20 protein-coding genes and 1 other annotated feature are annotated in these 21,384 nt (G+C 46.1%); all 20 genes read right to left on the bottom strand.

The window, feature by feature from the left end:
* Nucleotides 1–77 precede the first annotated feature (77 nt).
* Complete coding sequence (gene rpoC / locus BN1546_RS14455) at nucleotides 78–3,692, bottom strand: DNA-directed RNA polymerase subunit beta' (RefSeq protein WP_013373272.1); 3,615 nt, start codon at nucleotides 3,690–3,692, stop codon at nucleotides 78–80.
* 140 nt (nucleotides 3,693–3,832) lie between these two features.
* Complete coding sequence (gene rpoB / locus BN1546_RS14450; RefSeq protein WP_013373273.1) at nucleotides 3,833–7,378, bottom strand: DNA-directed RNA polymerase subunit beta; 3,546 nt, start codon at nucleotides 7,376–7,378, stop codon at nucleotides 3,833–3,835.
* 343 nt (nucleotides 7,379–7,721) lie between these two features.
* Nucleotides 7,722–8,336, bottom strand: coding sequence for a class I SAM-dependent methyltransferase (locus tag BN1546_RS14445; protein ID WP_040102791.1), 615 nt, complete (start codon nucleotides 8,334–8,336; stop codon nucleotides 7,722–7,724).
* Nucleotides 8,337–8,492: 156 nt separating this feature from the next.
* A complete protein-coding gene (gene rplL, locus BN1546_RS14440) occupies nucleotides 8,493–8,858 on the bottom strand; it encodes a 50S ribosomal protein L7/L12 (RefSeq protein WP_013373275.1) in 366 nt (121 codons plus the stop codon).
* 67 nt (nucleotides 8,859–8,925) lie between these two features.
* The gene (rplJ, locus tag BN1546_RS14435) at nucleotides 8,926–9,429 is read right to left on the bottom strand and encodes a 50S ribosomal protein L10 (protein WP_090738080.1); all 504 of its coding nucleotides are present in this window, start codon (nucleotides 9,427–9,429) and stop codon (nucleotides 8,926–8,928) included.
* Nucleotides 9,430–9,502: 73 nt separating this feature from the next.
* Nucleotides 9,503–9,654, bottom strand: a sequence feature (ribosomal protein L10 leader region).
* A 68-nt stretch (nucleotides 9,655–9,722) separates the two neighbouring features.
* Nucleotides 9,723–10,415: a 50S ribosomal protein L1 gene (rplA, locus tag BN1546_RS14430; RefSeq protein WP_007432594.1), complete on the bottom strand. Its 693-nt coding sequence runs from the start codon at nucleotides 10,413–10,415 to the stop codon at nucleotides 9,723–9,725.
* Between the two features lie 87 nt (nucleotides 10,416–10,502).
* Nucleotides 10,503–10,928, bottom strand: a complete 426-nt coding sequence (rplK, locus tag BN1546_RS14425) for a 50S ribosomal protein L11 (protein ID WP_007432595.1) — start codon at nucleotides 10,926–10,928, stop codon at nucleotides 10,503–10,505.
* Nucleotides 10,929–11,001: 73 nt separating this feature from the next.
* Complete coding sequence (nusG, locus tag BN1546_RS14420) at nucleotides 11,002–11,535, bottom strand: transcription termination/antitermination protein NusG (protein ID WP_007432596.1); 534 nt, start codon at nucleotides 11,533–11,535, stop codon at nucleotides 11,002–11,004.
* A gap of 22 nt (nucleotides 11,536–11,557) precedes the next feature.
* Nucleotides 11,558–11,749: a preprotein translocase subunit SecE gene (secE, locus tag BN1546_RS14415; protein ID WP_013312170.1), complete on the bottom strand. Its 192-nt coding sequence runs from the start codon at nucleotides 11,747–11,749 to the stop codon at nucleotides 11,558–11,560.
* Nucleotides 11,750–11,769: 20 nt separating this feature from the next.
* Nucleotides 11,770–11,919: a 50S ribosomal protein L33 gene (rpmG, locus tag BN1546_RS14410; protein WP_013373278.1), complete on the bottom strand. Its 150-nt coding sequence runs from the start codon at nucleotides 11,917–11,919 to the stop codon at nucleotides 11,770–11,772.
* A 333-nt stretch (nucleotides 11,920–12,252) separates the two neighbouring features.
* Complete coding sequence (gene sigH, locus BN1546_RS14405; RefSeq protein WP_016324748.1) at nucleotides 12,253–12,897, bottom strand: RNA polymerase sporulation sigma factor SigH; 645 nt, start codon at nucleotides 12,895–12,897, stop codon at nucleotides 12,253–12,255.
* Between the two features lie 162 nt (nucleotides 12,898–13,059).
* On the bottom strand, nucleotides 13,060–13,581 hold the full coding sequence (locus BN1546_RS14400) for an NYN domain-containing protein (protein WP_090738078.1): 522 nt from the start codon (nucleotides 13,579–13,581) through the stop codon (nucleotides 13,060–13,062).
* Between the two features lie 4 nt (nucleotides 13,582–13,585).
* Entirely contained in the window at nucleotides 13,586–14,332 is a 747-nt protein-coding gene (gene rlmB / locus BN1546_RS14395) for a 23S rRNA (guanosine(2251)-2'-O)-methyltransferase RlmB (RefSeq protein ID WP_013373281.1), read from the bottom strand.
* 56 nt (nucleotides 14,333–14,388) lie between these two features.
* Nucleotides 14,389–14,847 carry a Mini-ribonuclease 3 gene (locus BN1546_RS14390; RefSeq protein ID WP_058712138.1) on the bottom strand — a complete coding sequence of 153 codons (459 nt, stop codon included), beginning with the start codon at nucleotides 14,845–14,847 and terminating at the stop codon, nucleotides 14,389–14,391.
* Nucleotides 14,844–16,247, bottom strand: coding sequence for a cysteine--tRNA ligase (cysS, locus tag BN1546_RS14385; protein WP_040102787.1), 1,404 nt, complete (start codon nucleotides 16,245–16,247; stop codon nucleotides 14,844–14,846). Before cysS ends, BN1546_RS14390 begins: the two co-directional genes overlap by 4 nt.
* A 24-nt stretch (nucleotides 16,248–16,271) precedes the next feature.
* Nucleotides 16,272–16,952 (bottom strand): serine O-acetyltransferase, encoded by a 681-nt coding sequence (gene cysE, locus BN1546_RS14380; RefSeq protein ID WP_013373284.1) that lies wholly within the window; start codon nucleotides 16,950–16,952, stop codon nucleotides 16,272–16,274.
* Nucleotides 16,953–17,433: 481 nt separating this feature from the next.
* Entirely contained in the window at nucleotides 17,434–18,894 is a 1,461-nt protein-coding gene (gene gltX, locus BN1546_RS14375) for a glutamate--tRNA ligase (RefSeq protein WP_013373285.1), read from the bottom strand.
* Between the two features lie 39 nt (nucleotides 18,895–18,933).
* A complete protein-coding gene (ispF, locus tag BN1546_RS14370) occupies nucleotides 18,934–19,410 on the bottom strand; it encodes a 2-C-methyl-D-erythritol 2,4-cyclodiphosphate synthase (protein ID WP_013373286.1) in 477 nt (158 codons plus the stop codon).
* Nucleotides 19,407–20,105 carry a 2-C-methyl-D-erythritol 4-phosphate cytidylyltransferase gene (gene ispD, locus BN1546_RS14365; RefSeq protein WP_090738076.1) on the bottom strand — a complete coding sequence of 233 codons (699 nt, stop codon included), beginning with the start codon at nucleotides 20,103–20,105 and terminating at the stop codon, nucleotides 19,407–19,409. Before ispD ends, ispF begins: the two co-directional genes overlap by 4 nt.
* 70 nt (nucleotides 20,106–20,175) lie before the next feature.
* Entirely contained in the window at nucleotides 20,176–21,261 is a 1,086-nt protein-coding gene (locus BN1546_RS14360) for a PIN/TRAM domain-containing protein (protein ID WP_058712142.1), read from the bottom strand.
* Nucleotides 21,262–21,384 lie beyond the last annotated feature (123 nt).

Below are 21,384 nucleotides of genomic sequence, written 5' to 3'. Positions count from 1 at the left end.
CGGAGCACCGTTGCTACAACCTTTACCAAAGCTTATATCTACGGTGTTCCGGGCTTATCATACTTTTTTTTATATTACTACTCAGCTGAAATGGGTTCGAGCTCCTCAGATGAGGATTGCCCCTCTTCAGGCTGGGCAAATTTCACGCTACGGTAACGGTTCATACCTGTTCCCGCAGGGATCAATTTACCGATAATTACATTCTCTTTCAATCCAAGCAACTGATCGACTTTTCCTTTGATAGCTGCATCTGTCAGGACACGAGTAGTTTCCTGGAAGGAAGCTGCTGACAAGAAGGAGTCAGTTTCCAAAGACGCCTTGGTGATACCAAGAAGAACTGGTTTGGCTACCGCTGGTTCTTGGCCGCTGAGAATTGCTATCTTGTTTGCATTTTCATACTCATGCACATCAACAAATGAACCTGGAAGCAGTGTCGTGTCGCCCGCATCAATGATACGAATTTTACGCAACATTTGACGAATCATAACTTCTACGTGCTTGTCGTTGATTTCTACACCCTGGTTCCGGTATACACGTTGAACTTCCTGAAGGATATAGTTCTGCACCCCGCGAATACCTTTAATACGCAGCATTTCTTTAGGGTCAATCGAACCATCCGTCAGTTCGTCCCCGGCTTCCACAGTCATGCCTTCGCTTACGCGCAGACGTGAACCATAAGTGACCGAATAGGTTTTTGTTTCAGCTTCACCCTGAATGTCGATTTCGCGACGGTCTTTCCCTTCACGAACCTCTTTAACTACACCGTCAATTTCACTGATGGTTGCCTGACCTTTAGGATTACGCGCTTCAAAAAGCTCCTGGATACGAGGCAAACCTTGGGTGATATCGTCGCCCGCTACACCACCTGTGTGGAACGTACGCATGGTGAGCTGTGTCCCTGGTTCACCGATGGATTGAGCCGCGATAATACCAACCGCTTCACCAATCTCAACGTGCTTGCCAGTAGCCAGATTACGGCCGTAACATTTTTTGCAGACGCCATGTTTAGCACGGCAGCTTAGTACGGAACGAATTTGAACTTTATCCACACCAGCTTTAACGATCGCTTCAGCTTTGTTGGAGTCAATCAGTTCGTTGCGTCTAGCCAAGATTTCACCCGTTTCAGGATGACGTACGGTTTCGAAGCAATAGCGACCTTCCAGACGATCGTACAGGTCCTCAATGACTTCTTTACCATCCTGGATGCGACTTACTGTAAAGCCTTTATCCGTTCCGCAGTCATCTTCGCGCACGATAACATCCTGCGCCACATCAACGAGACGACGAGTTAGGTAACCAGAGTCAGCCGTACGTAAGGCTGTATCCGCCAAACCTTTACGCGCTCCGTGAGTGGAGATAAAGTACTCGAGTACTGTCAGACCTTCACGGAAGTTCGATTTGATTGGGAGCTCGATAATACGACCAGATGGATTCGCCATCAGTCCACGCATACCGCCAAGCTGGGTAATCTGTGATTTGTTACCACGCGCTTTAGAATCAACCATCATCATGATAGAGTTGTAGCGATCCATGGATTTCATCAAAATGTCTGTGATATCGTCTTTAGCCTTAGACCAAATATCAATAATCCGGTCATAGCGTTCCTCGTTCGTAATCAGACCACGACGGTACTGATTGGTCACGACTTGTGCTTTATCATCAGATGCCTTAAGAATATCCTGTTTCTCTTGAGGTACAACTACGTCTGCCACAGCAACCGTCACACCTGCACGAGTAGAATACGTAAAGCCAAGCTGTTTGATCTTATCCAAAATCACGGCGGTTTCTGTCGTATGGTAAATTTCAAAGCAACGGGCGATGATATTACCAAGGTAATCCTTGCCCACTCCACCAGCTTGCGGAGCGTTCTGGATGGCTTCAGTAAGATTTACACCTTTCTCGTAAACAAAGAACTCTTCAGCAGTACCATAGAGCAGGTTGGCACGAGTAGCGTCATTGATATACGGGAAGCTTGCTGGGAAAATCTCATTAAAGATAATTTTACCCACGGTTGTAATCAACATCGCATCCTGCTGCTTCTCTGTAAAGCTCGTTTTATTCAAAGCTTTAACCGGAATAGCTACACGAGCATGAAGACCCGCTGTTCCGCGTTGGTAAGCTGAGATAGCCTCATTCGGGTTGCGAAGGATCATGTTACTTCCTTCTTCTTCCTTGTTGTCCATTGTCAAATAGAATGAGCCAAGGACCATATCCTGGGAAGGAGTAACAACAGGCTTGCCGTCTTTCGGATTCAAAATGTTGCCGGATGCCAGCATGAGCAAACGAGCTTCCGCTTGAGCCTCTGCAGACAGCGGAACGTGAACCGCCATTTGGTCACCGTCAAAGTCAGCATTGTATGCCGTACATACGAGCGGATGCAAACGAATCGCACGACCTTCAACCAAGATCGGTTCAAACGCTTGAATACCTAGTCTATGCAGCGTAGGGGCACGGTTTAGAAGAACCGGATGCTCCTTGATTACTTCTTCGAGTACATCCCACACTTCAGCACTCACACGCTCTACTTTACGCTTCGCGCTCTTAATGTTGTGTGCCAAACCTTTGTTAACAAGCTCTTTCATAACAAAAGGCTTGAACAGCTCCAGCGCCATTTCTTTCGGCAGACCACATTGGTACATCTTCAAGTACGGGCCTACTACGATAACGGAACGACCGGAATAGTCAACACGTTTCCCGAGCAAGTTTTGACGGAAACGTCCTTGTTTACCTTTCAGCATATGGCTGAGGGATTTCAAAGGACGATTACCCGGACCTGTAACAGGACGACCACGACGACCATTATCAATCAGAGCATCAACAGCTTCCTGCAGCATCCGTTTTTCATTTTGCACGATAATATCTGGCGCACCCAAATCTAACAAGCGTTTCAGACGGTTATTACGGTTAATAACACGACGATACAGATCATTAAGGTCAGAAGTAGCAAAACGTCCACCGTCCAGCTGTACCATTGGACGAAGCTCAGGAGGAATAACAGGCAGTACGTCCATGATCATCCAATCCGGTTGGTTACCAGAGTTACGGAATGCCTCAATAACTTCAAGGCGTTTGATCGCACGGTTTCGACGTTGCCCTTGAGCTGTACGTAGCTCTTCTTTCAAGAATTCTAATTCTTTGTCTATATCTAAATCTTGAAGAAGCTTTTTAACCGCTTCAGCACCCATTCCCGCCTGGAATCCGTAGCCATATTTCTCACGATAGCTGCGGTATTCTTTCTCGGACAGGAGTTGCTTTTTCTCCAAAGGCGTATCTCCTGGATCGGTTACAACATAAGATGCGAAGTAAATGATCTCTTCCAAAGATCTTGGAGACATATCAAGAGCAAGACCCATACGACTCGGAATGCCTTTGAAGTACCAAATGTGCGATACAGGAGCAGCCAACTCAATGTGGCCCATACGCTCACGGCGAACCTTAGCGCGAGTAACTTCTACTCCACAGCGGTCACAGACAACACCTTTATAGCGTACACGTTTGTACTTACCACAGTGACATTCCCAATCTTTCGTAGGTCCGAAAATTTTCTCGCAAAATAGTCCTTCTTTTTCCGGTTTAAGCGTACGATAGTTAATCGTCTCCGGTTTTTTGACTTCTCCGCGGGACCAAGAACGAATCTTTTCGGGGGAAGCAAGCCCGATTTTCATATATTCGAAATTGTTAACGTCCAACAAGGAGCAACCCTCCTTAACCAAATCCTGAGTTTTTAGGTTTGATACCGCCCGGCAGCACCGGGCGGTATCAAGAAGCCTGATCCATCCAAAAATGGATCAAAGCATATAACAAAGCTGATATGAGTCAGTCAGCAGTCAATCTACTCTACGCCAACCTCAGAGCCTTCCAGATTCAAACTCAGCTTATCGCCAGTTGTGTCATCTTCATCATCAAGCTCTCTCATTTCGATCTCTTGTTCGTCTTCAGACAGAATCTTCACGTCCATACCCAAGCTTTGCAGCTCTTTGATCAAGACCTTGAATGATTCAGGAACACCTGGTTCAGGGACATTTTCACCTTTGACGATGGATTCGTAAGTTTTAACACGTCCAACCACATCATCGGATTTCACAGTCAAAATTTCCTGAAGCGTGTACGCTGCACCGTAAGCTTCCAGTGCCCATACTTCCATCTCCCCGAAGCGCTGACCACCGAATTGGGCTTTACCACCCAATGGCTGTTGCGTAACGAGAGAGTAAGGACCTGTAGAACGGGCATGGATCTTATCGTCTACCATGTGCGCCAGTTTGATCATGTGCATGACACCGACAGTAACTTCACGTTCAAAACGATCACCTGTACGTCCATCATACAACACCGTTTTACCATTGCGTTGCATACCCGCTTCTTCCATCGTATCAAATACGTCATATTCCTTGGCACCATCGAATACTGGAGTTGCCACATGGATACCAAGACGCATTGCAGCCATACCCAGATGCACTTCAAGCACCTGTCCGATGTTCATCCGGGAAGGTACGCCCAGCGGGTTCAGTACGACTTGTACTGGGGTGCCATCCGGCAAGAATGGCATATCTTCTTCAGGCAGAATACGGGCAACGACACCCTTGTTACCGTGACGTCCAGCCATTTTATCGCCTTCGGAAATTTTACGTTTTTGAGCAATGTATACGCGCACCAGCTGGTTTACACCCGGTGGCAGCTCATCGCCATTTTCACGTGTAAATACTTTAACATCTACAACGATCCCGTCAGTTCCGTGAGGAACTCTCAAGGAAGTATCACGAACCTCGCGCGCCTTCTCACCGAAGATCGCATGCAATAGACGTTCTTCAGCTGTCAACTCAGTCACACCCTTAGGTGTTACTTTACCAACAAGAATGTCACCTGCGGCGATTTCCGCACCGATGCGAATGATGCCGCGTTCATCTAAATTGCGAAGCGCTTCTTCACCAACATTCGGAATATCACGAGTGATTTCTTCTGGTCCAAGCTTCGTATCACGAGCTTCAGATTCGTATTCCTCGATATGGATCGAGGTATATACATCCTCTTTAACCAGCTTCTCGCTCAGCAAGATCGCATCCTCGTAGTTATAACCTTCCCAAGTCATGAACGCTACGACAACGTTACGTCCCAGTGCCAACTCACCCATCTCGGTGGAAGGACCATCGGCAAGAATATCGCCAACCTTGACAATATCGCCTCTGTTCACAATCGGACGCTGATTAATGCATGTTCCTTGGTTAGAACGCATAAATTTGTGTAATTTATACTTAACAATATCGCCTTTTACTTCAGTACCGTCTACCGTTTCAATACGACGCAGCCAAATTTCGTTAGCCGAAGAACGTTCAATTACCCCGTTGTACTTGGAGACAACGCAAACACCAGAATCTTTTGCAGACTTATGTTCCATCCCTGTTCCTACCAAAGGCGCTTTCGGAATCAGCAGTGGCACAGCCTGCCGCTGCATGTTGGAACCCATCAGTGCGCGGTTCGAGTCATCATTCTCCAGGAACGGAATCAGTGCAGTTGCGACCGATACGACCTGTTTAGGCGATACGTCCATGTAATCAACACGGCTACTTGCCATTGGAATAATGTTATCAGACTGCTTGTTATAGCGGACAATAACGATTTCATCCTTAAAGGTGTTTTCTTCTGTTAGTTCCGCATTTGCCTGAGCAACGATGTAGTTATCTTCCTCATCAGCAGTCAGGTAATCAATCTGGTCTGTAACTTTTCCGGTTTTCGGATCTACCCAACGATAAGGAGCTTCGATAAATCCATACTCATTAATACGTGCGAAAGTGGACAAAGAGTTGATCAAACCAATGTTCGGTCCCTCTGGTGTCTCAATAGGACACATACGGCCGTAGTGACTTGGATGGACGTCACGTACTTCCATGCCCGCGCGTTCGCGCGTCAAACCGCCGGGTCCGAGTGCAGACAGACGACGTTTGTGCGTTAATTCAGCAAGCGGGTTTGTCTGATCCATAAACTGAGACAGCTGGGAGCTACCAAAGAACTCTTTAATCGACGCAATGACCGGACGTATGTTAATCAGCGCCTGTGGCGTGATTACATTAGCATCCTGAATCGACATTCTTTCGCGCACCACGCGTTCCATACGGGACAAACCGATCCGGAACTGATTTTGAAGCAACTCACCTACAGAACGCAAACGACGGTTACCCAAATGGTCAATGTCGTCCGTACTTCCGATTCCGTGAAGCAAGTTAATAAAATAACTGATGGAGGAAATAATATCGGCAGGCGTAATGTTCTTAACCGATTTATCGATATTCCCATTGGCAATCAGTTTTACCACTTTACCGTCTTCAATTGGCGAGAATACATCAATCGTTTGAAGCGGAATATCGTTGCTTTCTAAAACACCACTAGCAACATGATACGTACGGTGTCCAACCGACTCTTCCAGTTGAGCCAAAATCTCGTCCAACAGGCGGCGGTCTACCATTTGCCCTGCTTCAGCAATGATTTCACCAGTTGTCGTATCAATCAGGGTCTCAGCAAGCCGTTGGTTGAACAGACGGTTTTTGATGTGAAGCTTTTTATTGATTTTGTAACGGCCTACGTTGGCCAGATCATAACGTTTTGGATCAAAGAAACGTGCAACAAGCAAGCTCTTTGCGTTATCCAATGTAGGCGGCTCACCCGGACGAAGACGCTCATAAATTTCGATCAGCGCTTTCTCCGTGGAATCCGTGTTGTCTTTATCAAGTGTGTTGCGGATATATTCGTCATTGCCGAGCAAATCCAGAATCTCAGCATCAGTGCCAAAGCCAAGCGCACGCAGCAACACCGTAACCGGAATTTTACGGGTACGGTCAATCCGGACATAGATAATATCCTTCGCATCCATCTCCAGTTCGAGCCAAGCCCCCCGGTTAGGAATTACCGTTGCGGTGTATGTTGTTTTCGCATTCTTGTCGACTTTTGTGCTGAAATAGACGCTGGGAGAGCGAACCAACTGGCTGACAATAACCCGTTCCGCACCGTTAATAATAAACGTACCCGTTTCAGTCATCAGCGGGAAGTCTCCCATGAATACTTCCTGCTCTTTCACTTCCCCGGTTTCTTTATTAATAAGCCGGACTTTTACCCGAAGCGGTGCTGCATACGTAACGTCGCGTTCCTTTGCGTCGTCAACGGTATATTTGGGTTCTCCGAGAGAGTAATCGATAAACTCCAGAATCAGATTTCCTGTGAAATCTTGAATTGGAGAAATATCCCGAAACATTTCCCGTAATCCTTCCTCCAAAAACCAATCATAGGATTTTTGTTGGATCTCAATCAGGTTGGGAACCTCGAGTACCTCATTAATACGTGCATAACTGCGCCGAGTGCGTCGACCATATTGAACAAGATGTCCTGCCAACTTAAACTCACCCCTCATGTCTACTCACTTTAAAAATACATTGCGAACCTCTGTTTGTGACCTTATAATAAGACACATACAGAAGATTCGATCTTACAAATACAGAAAAGCCCTTACTCGAATGCATTCGAAAAAAGAGCGACGTATCTGCGGAATCCTCTTGCCGGAAGATCTTCATCACTTGTAGATTTGCCCAAAATGGTTATATTATACGTAATAGGTATAAATACTATACCCTGCTACGCATAAATCTATTGACATTTCAACAAACTAAAGCCATGGAGGGCATCCTAATACTGACATTTTATAATGATATCACAGACCAGGATTCAAGTCAATGGTCCTATTGCATTTTTCTAAAAGTTTTTTCTGCCTTCAGAATCCGATAACCTTTATCCTTCGTAACTTCCTCCACATAACCGAAAAGGCTCTCTATTTTAGCGCTCGCCGAAGGAGCACCCTGTTTTTTCTGGATGACGACCCACAAAGCTCCACCCTCGTTTAAATGCTCATATGCAAGTTCAAAAATGGTGTGCACCGTTTCCTTCCCTGCACGTATAGGAGGATTCGTCAAGATCACGTCAAAACGTTCGTGTTGCACTTCTGCAAACAAATCACTTTGCTTAATGGTGACATTTTTAATCCCATTACGCTCCGCATTCTCTACCGCTAATTGAACGGCTCGCTCGTTAATATCAACCATTGTAACGTGTCCGTCTGGGACAAGCGTTGCCGCCGTCAAACCAATCGGTCCGTAACCACATCCTACATCCAATACCGAGGCATTTGTAGGAAGTTGCATAGCTTCGATCAGCACTCGACTCCCATAATCAATTCCCTGCTTTGAAAAAACGCCTGAATCGCTGGCAAATCGATAGGAACGTCCACGTAGCACTGTTTCTAAACTTCGTCGTTCATGCGCCGTCTCTGGCCGTTTGGAGTAATAATGATCAGCCATTCACGCCCACCTCTTTCGGTTATACGGTCGTACTAACATCATAGCCTTTAGAATAATATCTCAGACCTGTTCATAATACCGTTTTACAGCAACAAACCCCTTGAAGATCACCTCAAGGGGTTTGTTTTAATTCATTGTCTGCTAGAGAGCAGTCAATTATTTTACTTCTACAGAAGCGCCTGCTTCTTCCAATTTTGCTTTAACGGATTCAGCTTCTTCTTTTGCAACTTTTTCTTTCAGTGGTTTTGGAGCGTTGTCAACCAGTTCTTTTGCTTCTTTCAGGCCAAGACCTGTGATTTCGCGAACTGCTTTGATAACGTTGATTTTGGAAGCGCCAGCGCTTGTCAAGATTACGTCGAACTCGGATTGCTCAGCTTCTGCTGCGCCACCTGCTGCGCCACCTGCTACAGCTACTGGAGCTGCTGCAGTTACGCCGAATTCTTCTTCGATTGCTTTCACGAGATCGTTCAGTTCCAATACGGACATACCTTTAATTGCTTCCAAGATTTGCTCTTTACTCATGGTTGAACCTCCATTTAAATTCGTATTTTTTGTTCTTAACTGCTATACAGCAGGTTTAAATCCCAACTTATGCACTTTGCTCTTCTTTATCTGCAACAGCTTTAACTGCAAGCGCGAAGTTGCGCATAGGAGCTTGAAGCACGCTGAGGAGCATGGAAAGGAGACCTTCGCGGGATGGCAGTTCTGCCAGCGCTTTGATTTCCTCAACACCGATCACACGACCTTCTACAACTGCACCTTTCAGTTCCAATGCATTGTTTTTCTTAGCGAAATCGTTCAAGATTTTAGCTGCAGACACTGCATCATCTTTACCGAACGCGATTGCAGTAGGACCTGTCAATACTGCGTCCAGTTCAGTCAATCCTGCTGCCGCAGTTGCACGGCGGAGCAGTGTGTTTTTCAGCACTTGAAATTCGATTCCGGCTTCGCGAAGCTGCTTACGCAGCTCAGTTACTTGGGCAACATTCAGACCGCGATAGTCTGCAACTACAGTTGTTACGCTCTCGCGCAATTTTGCAGCTACAACTTCAACAGCTTCTTGTTTTGCTTGAATCACCTTTGCATTTGCCAAACTGTACACCTCCTGATCAATTTATCTACTTTGTTCGAAACACCCATTCTGGTGATCTACCAAAGTCGTTTTCATGAGCATGAAAAAAGCCTCCGTAGAGTACGAAGGCTTGATAAATCTACATGGACGGGACAAGCCCGTCACATGAAACGTTCTATCATAACACCTCGGTAGGAAATTAAGCCCGAAGGCACCTACTGTCTACGGTAAGCATATTCAACTTTAACGGTCAGTCACAATGACTCACAACTTTTACAGAATAACAAATTCAATTGAACCTGTCAATAAAAATATTATCTGTAAACAGATGCGTTCACACGTGCACTTGGTCCCATAGTCGAAGAAATAGCGATGTTTTTCAGGTATACACCTTTAGCAGCCGCTGGCTTCGCACGGTTCAAGGCTTCAATCAAGGCTTTAAGGTTTTCGTTCAGTTGTTCAGCACTGAAAGAAGCTTTGCCGATTGGTGCGTGAATTTGACCTGCTTTGTCGAGACGGTATTCGATTTTACCGGCTTTAATTTCTTGAACAGCCTTGGCAACATCGAAAGTAACTGTGCCTGCTTTAGGGTTAGGCATCAAACCTTTACCACCGAGCAAACGACCCAGTTTACCAACCTCACTCATCATATCAGGTGTCGCAACGCAGACGTCGAATTCGAACCAGCCTTGTTGGATTTTGTTGATCATATCTTGATCGCCAACAAAATCAGCGCCAGCCGCTTCCGCTTCTTTCACTTTGTCACCTTTTGCAAATACCAGAACACGTTGTGTTTTACCCGTACCATGTGGCAGGACAACAACACCACGAACAGCCTGGTCTTGTTTACGGGAATCTACGCCCAGACGAACTGCAGCTTCAACGGTTTCGTCGAATTTAGCAGTTGCAGCCTTTTTCACCAATTCAACGGCTTCCAAAGGCTCATAAGTTGCTTCGCTGTCAATCAGCTTAGCAGCTTCCAGGTACTTCTTACCATGTTTAGCCATTATCTTTTCCTCCTTATGTGGTATTAGCGGATATTCCTCCCACACTTACCGGACAGTCAAACTGCCGGCACACGTAGATTAATAAAATTAATCTACGATGGTGATACCCATGCTGCGAGCAGTACCTTCAACCATACGCATTGCCGATTCTACGGAAGCTGCGTTAAGGTCAGGCATTTTTTGCTCTGCAATTTGACGAACAGCAGCGCGATTTACAGTTGCAACTTTCGTTTTATTCGGTTCACCGGAACCTTTTTCGATTTTAGCAGCAACTTTCAACAGAACAGCAGCCGGTGGAGTTTTGGTGATGAACGTAAAAGAACGATCCTCAAATACCGAAATTTCAACCGGAATAATCAGGCCTGCTTGATCAGCAGTACGAGCATTGAACTCTTTACAGAATGCCATAATGTTGACACCTGCTTGACCCAAAGCTGGACCTACTGGAGGCGCTGGATTAGCTTTCCCTGCAGGAATCTGCAGTTTTACCATTTTAATTACCTTTTTTGCCATGGATGACACCTCCTTGACTCAATAGTGGTAGACGGACCTATTGATCCTCCCACAAGAAACCTGTAAGAAAAATCTATATTTTCTCCACTTGAGTATAATCCAACTCAAGCGGGGTTTCCCGTCCAAACATGTTGACGTGAACCTTAAGCTTGCTCTTCTCAACCAAAATTTCTTCCACGGAGCCCACAAAATTCGCAAAAGGACCAACTTTAATTCGCACGGATTCCTTAACATCGAATTCAATCTTCGGTTTCGGCTCTACCATGCCCATATGCTTCAGAATCTGTTCAACTTCTTCCGGAAGCAATGGCGTCGGTTTGGAACCCGAGCCTGTCGACCCTACAAATCCCGTAACACCTGGTGTGTTGCGTACAACATACCAAGAATCATCGGTTTGGACCATTTCGACCAAGACATAACCAGGGTAGACTTTACGCATAACGGTTTTTTTCTTACCGTCCTTGGTTACCAGTTCTTCTTCCATAGGAACAAGAACACGGAATATCTTGTCTTCCATGCCCATGGACTCAACGCGTTTTTCCAAATTGGCTTTGACTTTGTTCTCATACCCTGAATAGGTATGAACGACGTACCATCTTTTTTCCATATCAAGCCACCTGGAACCCTTCCTAGATAATCGCTTCGATCACAGCGGAAATGCCGATATCGAGAACCCAAAAATAAATCGTGACGAACGCAATCGTCCCTATGACAATCAGCGTATAGTTGGTCAGTTCTTTACGATTGGGCCAGCGAACTTTCTTGAGTTCAGCCCAGCTTTCAGAGAAAAAGGAAAACAGAGACTTGAAACTGCGTTTCACGCCGACTACACCTCCAAAAACTATCTGGTTTCCCGATGAGAAGTCTGTTCGTTACAGGACTTACAGAATTTCTTCATCTCCATGCGGTCGGGGTGATTACGCTTGTTTTTCGTCGTTGTGTAATTTCTTTGTTTGCAATTTGTACAAGCCAAAGTAATAATTACCCGCATGATGTGCACCTCCCGAAGACATCCAACACCGGAAGTCTCATAATTGATCCTAAAAAAAACCGCGAATTTAGGCCTACCTAAAACACTTTATCACACGGGGTTTTCCATGTCAACGAATGTTTGCATACATTTCGCAGTCCCGGTTGTGGTGCATTTTTACATCTGTCCATCCTTTGGAGCTGTTCTCTGAAATACTGCTTCAAAATCAAAGCGATATCTATTATTCATCTTTTTTAGTATAAATCATTTACAACACTTATAAACCTGCACAGCTTACCCAAAACGAATAAAAAAAGACTCAAACTCGAGCCTTTTCCATGTCAGCCTCTACTTTCAACTATCCCTTACTTCCAGATACTTTTCAAGTTTACGCTTGACCCGTTGCAGCGCGTTATCAATGGATTTAACATGGCGGTCAAGATCCTCTGCAATCTCCTGATACGAACGTCCGTCCAGATACAACATAAGTACCTTGCGTTCTAGCTCGCTCAGAATCTCGGACATTTTGTCCTCAAGACCCACAAACTCTTCCTGATTGATAATCAGCTCTTCAGGGTCACTTACTTGTGTTCCACAAATCACATCGAGCAACGTCCGGTCTGACTCTTCATCATAGATGGGCTTGTCCAGAGATACGTAAGAGTTCAGAGGAATGTGCTTTTGTCGTGTAGCCGTCTTAATTGCCGTAATAATCTGTCGTGTAATGCACAACTCGGCGAAAGCCTTAAACGAAGCTAGCTTGTCTCCCTTAAAATCACGAATGGATTTGTAGAGACCAATCATGCCCTCCTGAATAATATCCTCGCGATCAGCACCAATCAGGAAGTAGGATCTAGCCTTGGCCCGCACAAAGTTCCGGTACTTGTTAATCAGAAACTCCAGCGCTTCCCCATCACCTTCATGGACTGCTCCGACAATGTCTTCATCATTTTTGTAATCAAACTTTGACAACATGATATCTTTGAGGTCCACACTCACTAACAATCCCTCCGGCTGCAACGCAAGGTACCCGTTACTCTCTCAAATATACGACAAGTATACGCGATGTAACCTGATACCGTCAACCACAACAACCTAAAAAAGAAGAGCGCTAACAAAATTGTCAATGGTTTCAAAATGGAGAGTGCACCAATTATTGGATCATTCTCTTCTCCATCGTTCGAACAGCTTTCGAAGCTCCGGACTCAGCTTGGCATCCAACGAGTTGCGGGACAATTTGGCGTTATCCTGCTGAATTCGCTTCTGGACTTCCCTTTCAGATTCCTCAATCTCGATCAGCAATTCTCGTGCCGATATTCTGAGTGCTCCTTGGCCAAAAGCAACATGCTGCTCTACCTGATCACTTGTCGCTACGTAAATGCTTCTTCTCTTGCTGCTCAGCTCCCGAACCAATCGTTCGATGCATTCGTCGGCTGTCTCTTTTTCTCTCGTAAAATAAATCTGGACTTTGCTCTGGGCAAAGGTTTTACCTAATCCTGGCACCCTGTAAGCATCAAACACGACGATGACTCTTCTGCCCGAATACGCCTGATGATCCGCCAGTCGTTCAAGAAGTCTGTCCCTCGCTTCCTGCATACCAGATTGTACCAGTGCGGAAAGTTCGGGCCAGGCTCCAATCATGTTGTAACCGTCCACAAGCAGAACATCCCGCGTGTCAGCCATATCGTTAGCTCCGTGCCTGTCGTCCGCGCAAGACTTCGTACATGACGACACCTGCAGCTACAGAAGCATTGAGAGAATTGATTTGTCCCGCCATCGGCAGCTTGACAAGTACATCACATTTCTCACGGATCAAACGGCCCATTCCTTTATTTTCGTTACCAATGACAATCGCTACAGGACCGGTGAATACCCCATTCCCAAAGACGGGATCGGTTGCTGTAACATCCGTGCCAACTACCCATACACCTTCTTCTTTAAGACGGTCAATGGTTTGCCCCAGATTGCTCACCCGTGCCACTGGAACGTACTCCACAGCACCCGCCGATGTTTTAGACACCGTTACAGTTACAGCTGCTGAACGCCTTTTTGGCACTATAATACCGTGTGCTCCAGTGCAATCCGCCGTACGAAGGATGGAGCCCAAGTTATGAGGATCTTCAATTTCATCCAGCAAAATCAAAAACGGCTCTTCGCCTTTAGCACGAGCACTAGCAAGCAAGTCTTCCACTTCAGCGTAGGCAAAAGGTGCTGCTTGCGCAACCACTCCCTGATGCTGAATGCCTGGAACCATTTGATCGAGCTTACGCTTGTCTACCTGCAAAACAATGATTCCTGCTTTTTTCGCCTCAGCTGTAATCGGCAATGTCAAATGCTTTTGTGCATTATCCGCAATCCAAATTTTATTTATCGTCCTGCCTGAACGCAGCGCCTCTGTTACCGAATGCTTACCGGCAATCCATTCTTCTTCCATCTCTAGCTTCCTCCCGGAAAACGGTTGATATTCAATTCATCCAATCCGTCTCCAATTTATGATTTTTCGGTATTTTCCATTTGTGCAATTCCGTACGTAATCAACTCTGTCAATCTGTCCAAATGTCCATCACAATACAGATAACCAATCAATCCTTCCAGTGCTGTGGCGTGTCGATACTCAAGCACATCAGCATTTTTGGGCAGGCTCCCTGACTTGGCATTTCTCCCTTGTCGGACAATGTCACGCTCTTCATCCGTCAGCACTGTTTCTAGCAACCCCAACATACGACACTGTGCCTTGGCAGAGACTAGCTTTGTAGCTCGTCGATGTAAATGATTGGGACGCAGGTTGGGGTGTGCCAACAGATATTGCCGGACAGCCACCTCATACACTGCATCACCAATGTAAGCTAACGCAATAGGGGGCATCAAGCGAGCCGGCTTGGACGCAGGATACGGAAACCAGTTTCCTGCGCCTTCCACAGCTCCTGAATTCAGTGGCTTATCACTCATTTCCGCCGCCACCGCATCCCCTGTGCCGTATCTTCAAGCACAATGCCTTTAGTAGCTAACAAATCGCGAATTTCGTCAGCTCTACCCCAGTTTTTAGTTTTACGAGCTTCGACACGTTCTGCAATTAACTGCTCAACTTCGCCATCCAGCAGTTCTTCACTCGGTTCTGAATAAATGCGAAGCACCGTATTCATCGAATGGAAGGTATGCAGCACCGCTTGCAATTCCGCCTGATTGACAACATCACGCTGCAACAAAAGATTGGCTTCGCTGACCCATTCGAACACCGCAGTAATCGCATCAGGCGTATTGAAATCATCATCCATTTTTTCACCAAATTGCTGCAATATCCCGTCAAGCTTCATTTGCAGCTCAGCCGATACTTCTTCATTACCTTTCAATGCAATGGCTAAACGATGCTTTACATTGGCGACTGCATTGGCAATCCGTTCGACACTATTCTCCGCCTGACTCATCGTCTCTTGGTTGTAGTTCAAAGGATTGCGGTAATGTGTCGACAGCATAAAATAACGTAAAGCCTCGGGCTTGTGACGAGCACGCAGATCTTTAACCAAAATACCGTTACCGAGTGATTTCGACATTTTTTCATTATCTATGCGAATATATCCGTTATGCATCCAGTAGCGAGATAATGGTTTACCCGTAATCACTTCAGATTGTGCACATTCACATTCATGATGCGGAAATTGCAGATCCTGTCCGCCTCCATGAATATCCAGCGTATCCCCCAAATAGTGACGAGCCATAGCAGAGCATTCGATATGCCAGCCTGGGCGTCCATCTCCCCAAGGACTTGACCAGTAAATTTCTCCCGGTTTCGCTGCTTTCCAGAGTACAAAATCCTCGGCATTCTCCTTGCGTTCATCCACATTGATGCGAATCCCAAACTGGAGCTCCTCCAAATTTTGACCTGACAGCTGTCCGTAGTCTTTAAACTTTTTGGTTCGGTAGAAGACATCACCATCATTCTCATAGGCATAGCCTTTGTCTACCAGATCCTTGATAAAATCAATAATCAGATCCATGCTCTCAGTTACACGAGGATTTATGCTGGCAGCAGGAACATTCAATCCTGCCAAATCCTCATGATAGGCAGCAATAAACTTCTCAGCAACTGCCGGAACCTCCATATTAAGTTCCCGAGCTTTGCGGATCAACTTGTCATCGACATCCGTAAAATTCACCACATAGTTTACATCATAGCCCACATACTCCAAGTAGCTGCGTACCACATCAAACACAATTACAGGCCGTGCATTACCAATATGAATGTAATCATACACTGTAGGACCACATACATACATTTTAACCTTTCCAGGCTCCAGTGGCACAAAAGGCTCCCGGCTCCTCGTCATTGTATTATAAATTTGAAGCGACATCGTTATGTTCCTCCCTCATGAAAATTATCCTTGTAATTTATTCTCTTGGGTCACCTGATGTTTCTGAGCAGATTGCTCCTCCTTCAAATCAGACAATTCTGCTCGCAATCGTTCTATTTCCATTTGAAGAGACCGTATAGAATCGACGACCGGATCAGGCAACTGGTGACTAAGTCGATCTGGACGTCTGCCATCCTGTCTGACCACTCGCCCTGGGATGCCCACTACCGTACTGTTTGGCGGAACTTCTTTTAGCACAACCGAGTTGGAGCCAATGTTGGATTGCGCCCCAATCGTAAATGAACCCAATATTTTCGCACCCGAGCCTATAACGACATTATTCCCAATGGTGGGGTGGCGCTTCCCTTTCTCTTTTCCAGTCCCTCCAAGAGTAACCCCCTGATATAACACGACATCGTCGCCAATTTCACAGGTTTCGCCAATGACAACACCCATGCCGTGATCAATGAACAGCCGATCTCCGATACGAGCGCCAGGATGAATTTCAATTCCTGTCATAAACCTCGATACCTGGGATATAACACGGGCTAGAGTACACCACTTTCGCAAATAAAACCAATGTGCGATTCGGTGTGCCCAAAGGGCATGAACGCCAGAATACGTAAAAATGACTTCCAGCTTACTCCGGGCGGCCGGATCATTATCCAAAACAGTTTGAATATCGGATTTGAAATGCCTGAACATGTCGCCCTCCTCTTCCCTCCATATCCTCGCCGCATCACACTTCAGATTTCGCCAATTTTCGTAGTCACTAGCACGCTTCGACAATTTTCAATCTACAGCGAGTCTAAATCTGATAAAAATGAAAAAGCGCCTCCGCAGCCTAGGCTGCAGAGACGCATATACGTGGTCCCACTCTGCTTCGAACATATCTGCTACAAAAAAAGCAGAAAAGTCCGTCTTTGGCGTCCTGTAACGGGAACGAATCGGCAAGCCCTTGCCGCATTAGCATTGTAGGCTAACGAGGGTTCGGGCGCACGGCTCCCAGGCGCATTTCCTCCGCAGGTCATCTAGACGGTTCTCAGCCTGGGGTTTCCCCTCGACCGTCCTCTCTGGTAGATGCCCTTATGCAGTGTACTTCTCCTGTTCGCAGCCTTTACACGTAAGTATCAATCCATATCAATGGAGTCATTATAGCGAAAAGACAACAAATTGACAAGAAATATCAGCCTTTAATTTGTGCCTTAAGACGATCCAACACCTTGTCACGTCCAAGTAAATAGATGGTCTCGTTCAGATCCCGTCCATGAGTTTGACCTGTAAGGGCCACACGAATCGGCATGAACAGCTGTTTCCCCTTAAAACCAGTTTCCTTTTGGACTTCCTTGATCAGCTTGGCCATTTGTGGAGCTGTAAATTCCTCGCTCGTTTCAACCTTGCCTGCAAAGGCTCTAAGTACATCAGGAACCTGCTCTTCGGCCAGAACAGCCGCCGCATCAGCATCCAACTCCAGATGCGAACGGAAAAACAACTCAGACAACGCCACAATATCAGACGCTGAAGTCATTTGTTCTTGGTATAAGCGGACAAGAGCTTTAGCCCAATCCTGTTGTTCCGTCGATAATTCATTCGGCAACAGCCCTGCTGCCTGCAAATGTGGAATGGCCATGCTCGCAATCCGCTCAGGATCAGCTTTTTTAATATAATGATTATTCAAATAAGCAAGCTTGTTTGTATCAAATACAGCTGGGCTTTTGGACAAACGATTAGGATCGAAAATCGAAATCAGTTGTTCCCGATCATAGATCTCTTCCTCGCCTTCCGGAGACCAGCCCAACAGTGCGATAAAGTTGAATATAGCTTCCGGCAGATAGCCCAGCTTATCGTACTGCTCCATGAACTGAATAATGGATTCATTTCGTTTGCTGAGCTTTTTGTGATCCTCGCCTACGATCAGCGTCATATGACCAAAGCGTGGAGGCTCCCAGCCGAGAGCTTCAAAAATCATCAACTGCCGCGGTGTATTAGATACATGATCTTCGCCCCGTAGTACATGCGATATTTTCATCAAATAGTCGTCAACCGCTACGGCGAAGTTATATGTCGGAATACCGTCTTTTTTGACGATAACAAAATCGCCGCTTTCCTTGGAATTGAACGTAATTTGACCTTTAACAATATCATCAAACGTATATTCACGATCTTCAGGTACGCGAAAACGAATACTTGGTACACGGCCCTCGGCTTCAAATGCTTGGCACTGTTCTTCTGTTAAATCACGGTGTTTTCCTGAGTAACGTGGTGTCTCCCCACGTTCCATCTGTTCTTCACGCTCGCGTTCAAGCTCCTCTTCCGTACAATAACAGCGGTATGCCAGACCACGATCCAGCAAATCCTGCCAGTATGTTTTGTAGATGTCCAAGCGTTCGGTCTGGCGATAAGGTCCAAACTCGCCGCCCACGTCTATACTTTCATCCCAGTCCATGCCTAACCATTTCAAATATTTAAGCTGGCTTTCTTCTCCACCTTCAATATTGCGTTTCACATCTGTGTCTTCGATGCGAATAATAAATTTCCCGCCTTGATTGCGGGCAAACAAATAATTAAATAATGCTGTTCTGGCATTGCCAATATGCAGATGCCCTGTAGGACTTGGTGCATAGCGTACACGAACTTCCGTGCTCATATAATCTCCTCCAAATAGAATTACTCAAGATGATAGCATTTACTTGATTAGACAGACAACCGATTGAGCCGCAATTCCCTCGCCTCGCCCGGTAAACCCGAGTTGCTCCGTCGTTGTCGCCTTAACATTTACCTGGGACGACTCCTCTGCTTCCAGCACCCGGGCGATGATTTCATTCATCTGCGGGATGTACGATGCCATCTTGGGCTTCTGCGCAATAATCGTAGAATCAATGTTCCCCAATCGATATCCCCGCTCTTTAGCCAGCCCCCACACATGCTCCAGTAGCTTAAGACTATCTGCGTCCTTAAATTCAGGGTCGTTATCCGGAAAATGCTTTCCGATGTCTCCCAAGCCAAGCGCACCCAGGATAGCATCGCTAATGGCATGCAGCAGCACGTCTGCATCGGAATGACCTAGCAAACCTTTTTCATACGGAATATGTACGCCTCCGATGATGCATGGCCTTCCTTCCACCAGCTGGTGGACGTCAAATCCTTGCCCTATTCTGATCATTTGATATCCTCTCCCTCTGTCTTTACCCATAACTCCGCCATCTCCAAATCCTCAGGCGTAGTAATTTTGATGTTTTTATAGCTGCCTTGGACGACAGTAACTGGAATGCCTAGCAGCTCCACCAGCATAGAATCATCTGTCCCCAAAAATCCTGACTGCTCCGCTTCCTCATAGGCCCGCAGCAGATCGGAAAGACGAAAAGTCTGTGGCGTTTGAATACTCCACAGACTTCGGCGATCCGGCGTTGCTGTAATGATACCATCCCCGTTCACTTGCTTGATTGTATCCTTTACAGGTACTGCCGCTACAGAAGCACCAGTACGCTGGGCAGCCTCCAGGCATGAACGTACAAGCTCAGGTTGAATCAGTGGACGCACACCATCATGCACCATCACCCAATCTGTTTGCAAGTGGCGCAAACCGCGATAAACCGAATGCTGGCGTTCACTGCCACCAGCCACCACTCGTACATTTTTACCAATCTTGTATTGATGAACCCAGTCTCTGCAACGTTCCACGTCTCCAGCTCCAGTAACCATCACCATTTCATCCACTTCAGGCATTGCTGCGAATATTTCAAGTGTATGTATGAAGATGGGCTTGTCTCGCAAAAGCAGAAATTGCTTGCTCTCCTGCGTTCCCATACGGGAGCCGCGCCCGGCCGCCACAATCACGACTCCTACCTGATTGTTCATTCAAATAACTCCTGCCCTGATCGCACTTGGACGATCCGTATGATAACACATCTACTTCATCATACCTCGTTTATTGAGCTTTTTCCAATAATTTCGGTTTAGCAAAGATCATGCGACCCGCAGAGGTCTGAAGTACACTTGTGACCAGCACTTCCATGAGAGAGCCAATATAGTCACGTCCACCCTCCACAACAATCATCGTACCATCATCCAGATAAGCTACCCCCTGCCCATGCTCCTTGCCGTCTTTGATAATCTGCACCATAATCTCCTCACCGGGCAGTACGACAGGCTTCACTGCATTCGCCAAATCATTAATGTTCAGCACAGACACACCTTGAAGTTCGCATACTTTATTCAGGTTAAAATCATTAGTTACAACTTTACCCTGCAACACCTTTGCAAGCTTAACCAGCTTACTGTCGACCTCTGAAATTTCCTCAAAATCCCCCTCATAAATGAGCACATTCACATCTAGCTCTTTTTGGATTTTATTCAAAATATCCAGACCCCGCCGTCCACGATTACGCTTAAGTAAATCTGAAGAATCTGCGATATGCTGAAGCTCCTCCAACACAAATTCAGGAATCACAATGGTTCCTTCAATAAAACCTGTCTTGCAAATATCCGCAATACGCCCATCTATAATGACGCTGGTGTCCAAAATTTTATGTTCCTCCAGCTTGCGTTCTTCTACATCCGCTCCCCGACCAAAAAAACCTGAACTCCAAAAGGATGACAGCTCGTCCCGTTTTTCTAGCCCTACCATCAATCCCACATATCCGCATACCAAGGTAACCGCGGTCTGGATAAGTAGACCAGGTGCCCCCAATCCTGAAAAGAGTGGGTAAACTGCCAAGGAAAGGATCAGCCCCACTGCTAACCCCATCACACCTGCCATCATCTCATTCATCGGAATTCGTACCAAGCCTTCAATACCCTGCTGCAATCGATTCGCCACGGACGCCCCTGCGAATGAGCAGCCAGCCATAAATAGCACTGCTCCCGCTAACATCCAAACAGCCATTCCTGGTAAAGAACCATCACTCAACCATTGTGGCATCCACGATACGATGCCTCCTATCCGCTGGTATAACGTATAGCCAAACCACGCGCCGCACAATCCTGTAAAAGTTAAAATAGCCTTTCTCCACATTGAGTCTCTATACCTCCTTTATTTTCTTTTCAATAGTCTGCTATTTATTCGATACATAGCACTTCCCTTACCAGTATGATCCATTTCTCACATAACTAACCCTGTGTTTTCACTTTTTATGCA

The sequence above is a fragment of the Paenibacillus sp. Mc5Re-14 genome, assembly GCF_001049835.1.
Taxonomy (GTDB): domain Bacteria; phylum Bacillota; class Bacilli; order Paenibacillales; family Paenibacillaceae; genus Paenibacillus; species Paenibacillus polymyxa_C.
This window is presented reverse-complemented; position numbering and strand designations above follow the sequence as displayed.

Bases quoted from the DNA above. Each gene is read 5' to 3' on its own strand.
- BN1546_RS14400 (WP_090738078.1), bottom strand. From the start codon at position 13,581: ATGGCTGACACGCGGGATGTTCTGCTTGTGGACGGTTACAACATGATT.
- BN1546_RS14360 (WP_058712142.1), bottom strand. From the start codon at position 21,261: ATGTGGAGAAAGGCTATTTTAACTTTTACAGGATTGTGCGGCGCGTGG.
- rpmG (WP_013373278.1), bottom strand. From the start codon at position 11,919: ATGCGGGTAATTATTACTTTGGCTTGTACAAATTGCAAACAAAGAAAT.
- ispF (WP_013373286.1), bottom strand. From the start codon at position 19,410: ATGATCAGAATAGGGCAAGGATTTGACGTCCACCAGCTGGTGGAAGGA.
- cysE (WP_013373284.1), bottom strand. From the start codon at position 16,952: ATGTTCAGGCATTTCAAATCCGATATTCAAACTGTTTTGGATAATGAT.
- BN1546_RS14390 (WP_058712138.1), bottom strand. From the start codon at position 14,847: ATGAGTGATAAGCCACTGAATTCAGGAGCTGTGGAAGGCGCAGGAAAC.
- ispD (WP_090738076.1), bottom strand. From the start codon at position 20,105: ATGAACAATCAGGTAGGAGTCGTGATTGTGGCGGCCGGGCGCGGCTCC.
- cysS (WP_040102787.1), bottom strand. From the start codon at position 16,247: ATGTCGCTTCAAATTTATAATACAATGACGAGGAGCCGGGAGCCTTTT.
- BN1546_RS14445 (WP_040102791.1), bottom strand. From the start codon at position 8,336: ATGGCTGATCATTATTACTCCAAACGGCCAGAGACGGCGCATGAACGA.
- rlmB (WP_013373281.1), bottom strand. From the start codon at position 14,332: ATGGAAGAAGAATGGATTGCCGGTAAGCATTCGGTAACAGAGGCGCTG.
- gltX (WP_013373285.1), bottom strand. From the start codon at position 18,894: ATGAGCACGGAAGTTCGTGTACGCTATGCACCAAGTCCTACAGGGCAT.
- rplK (WP_007432595.1), bottom strand. From the start codon at position 10,928: ATGGCAAAAAAGGTAATTAAAATGGTAAAACTGCAGATTCCTGCAGGG.
- rplA (WP_007432594.1), bottom strand. From the start codon at position 10,415: ATGGCTAAACATGGTAAGAAGTACCTGGAAGCTGCTAAGCTGATTGAC.
- rplL (WP_013373275.1), bottom strand. From the start codon at position 8,858: ATGAGTAAAGAGCAAATCTTGGAAGCAATTAAAGGTATGTCCGTATTG.
- nusG (WP_007432596.1), bottom strand. From the start codon at position 11,535: ATGGAAAAAAGATGGTACGTCGTTCATACCTATTCAGGGTATGAGAAC.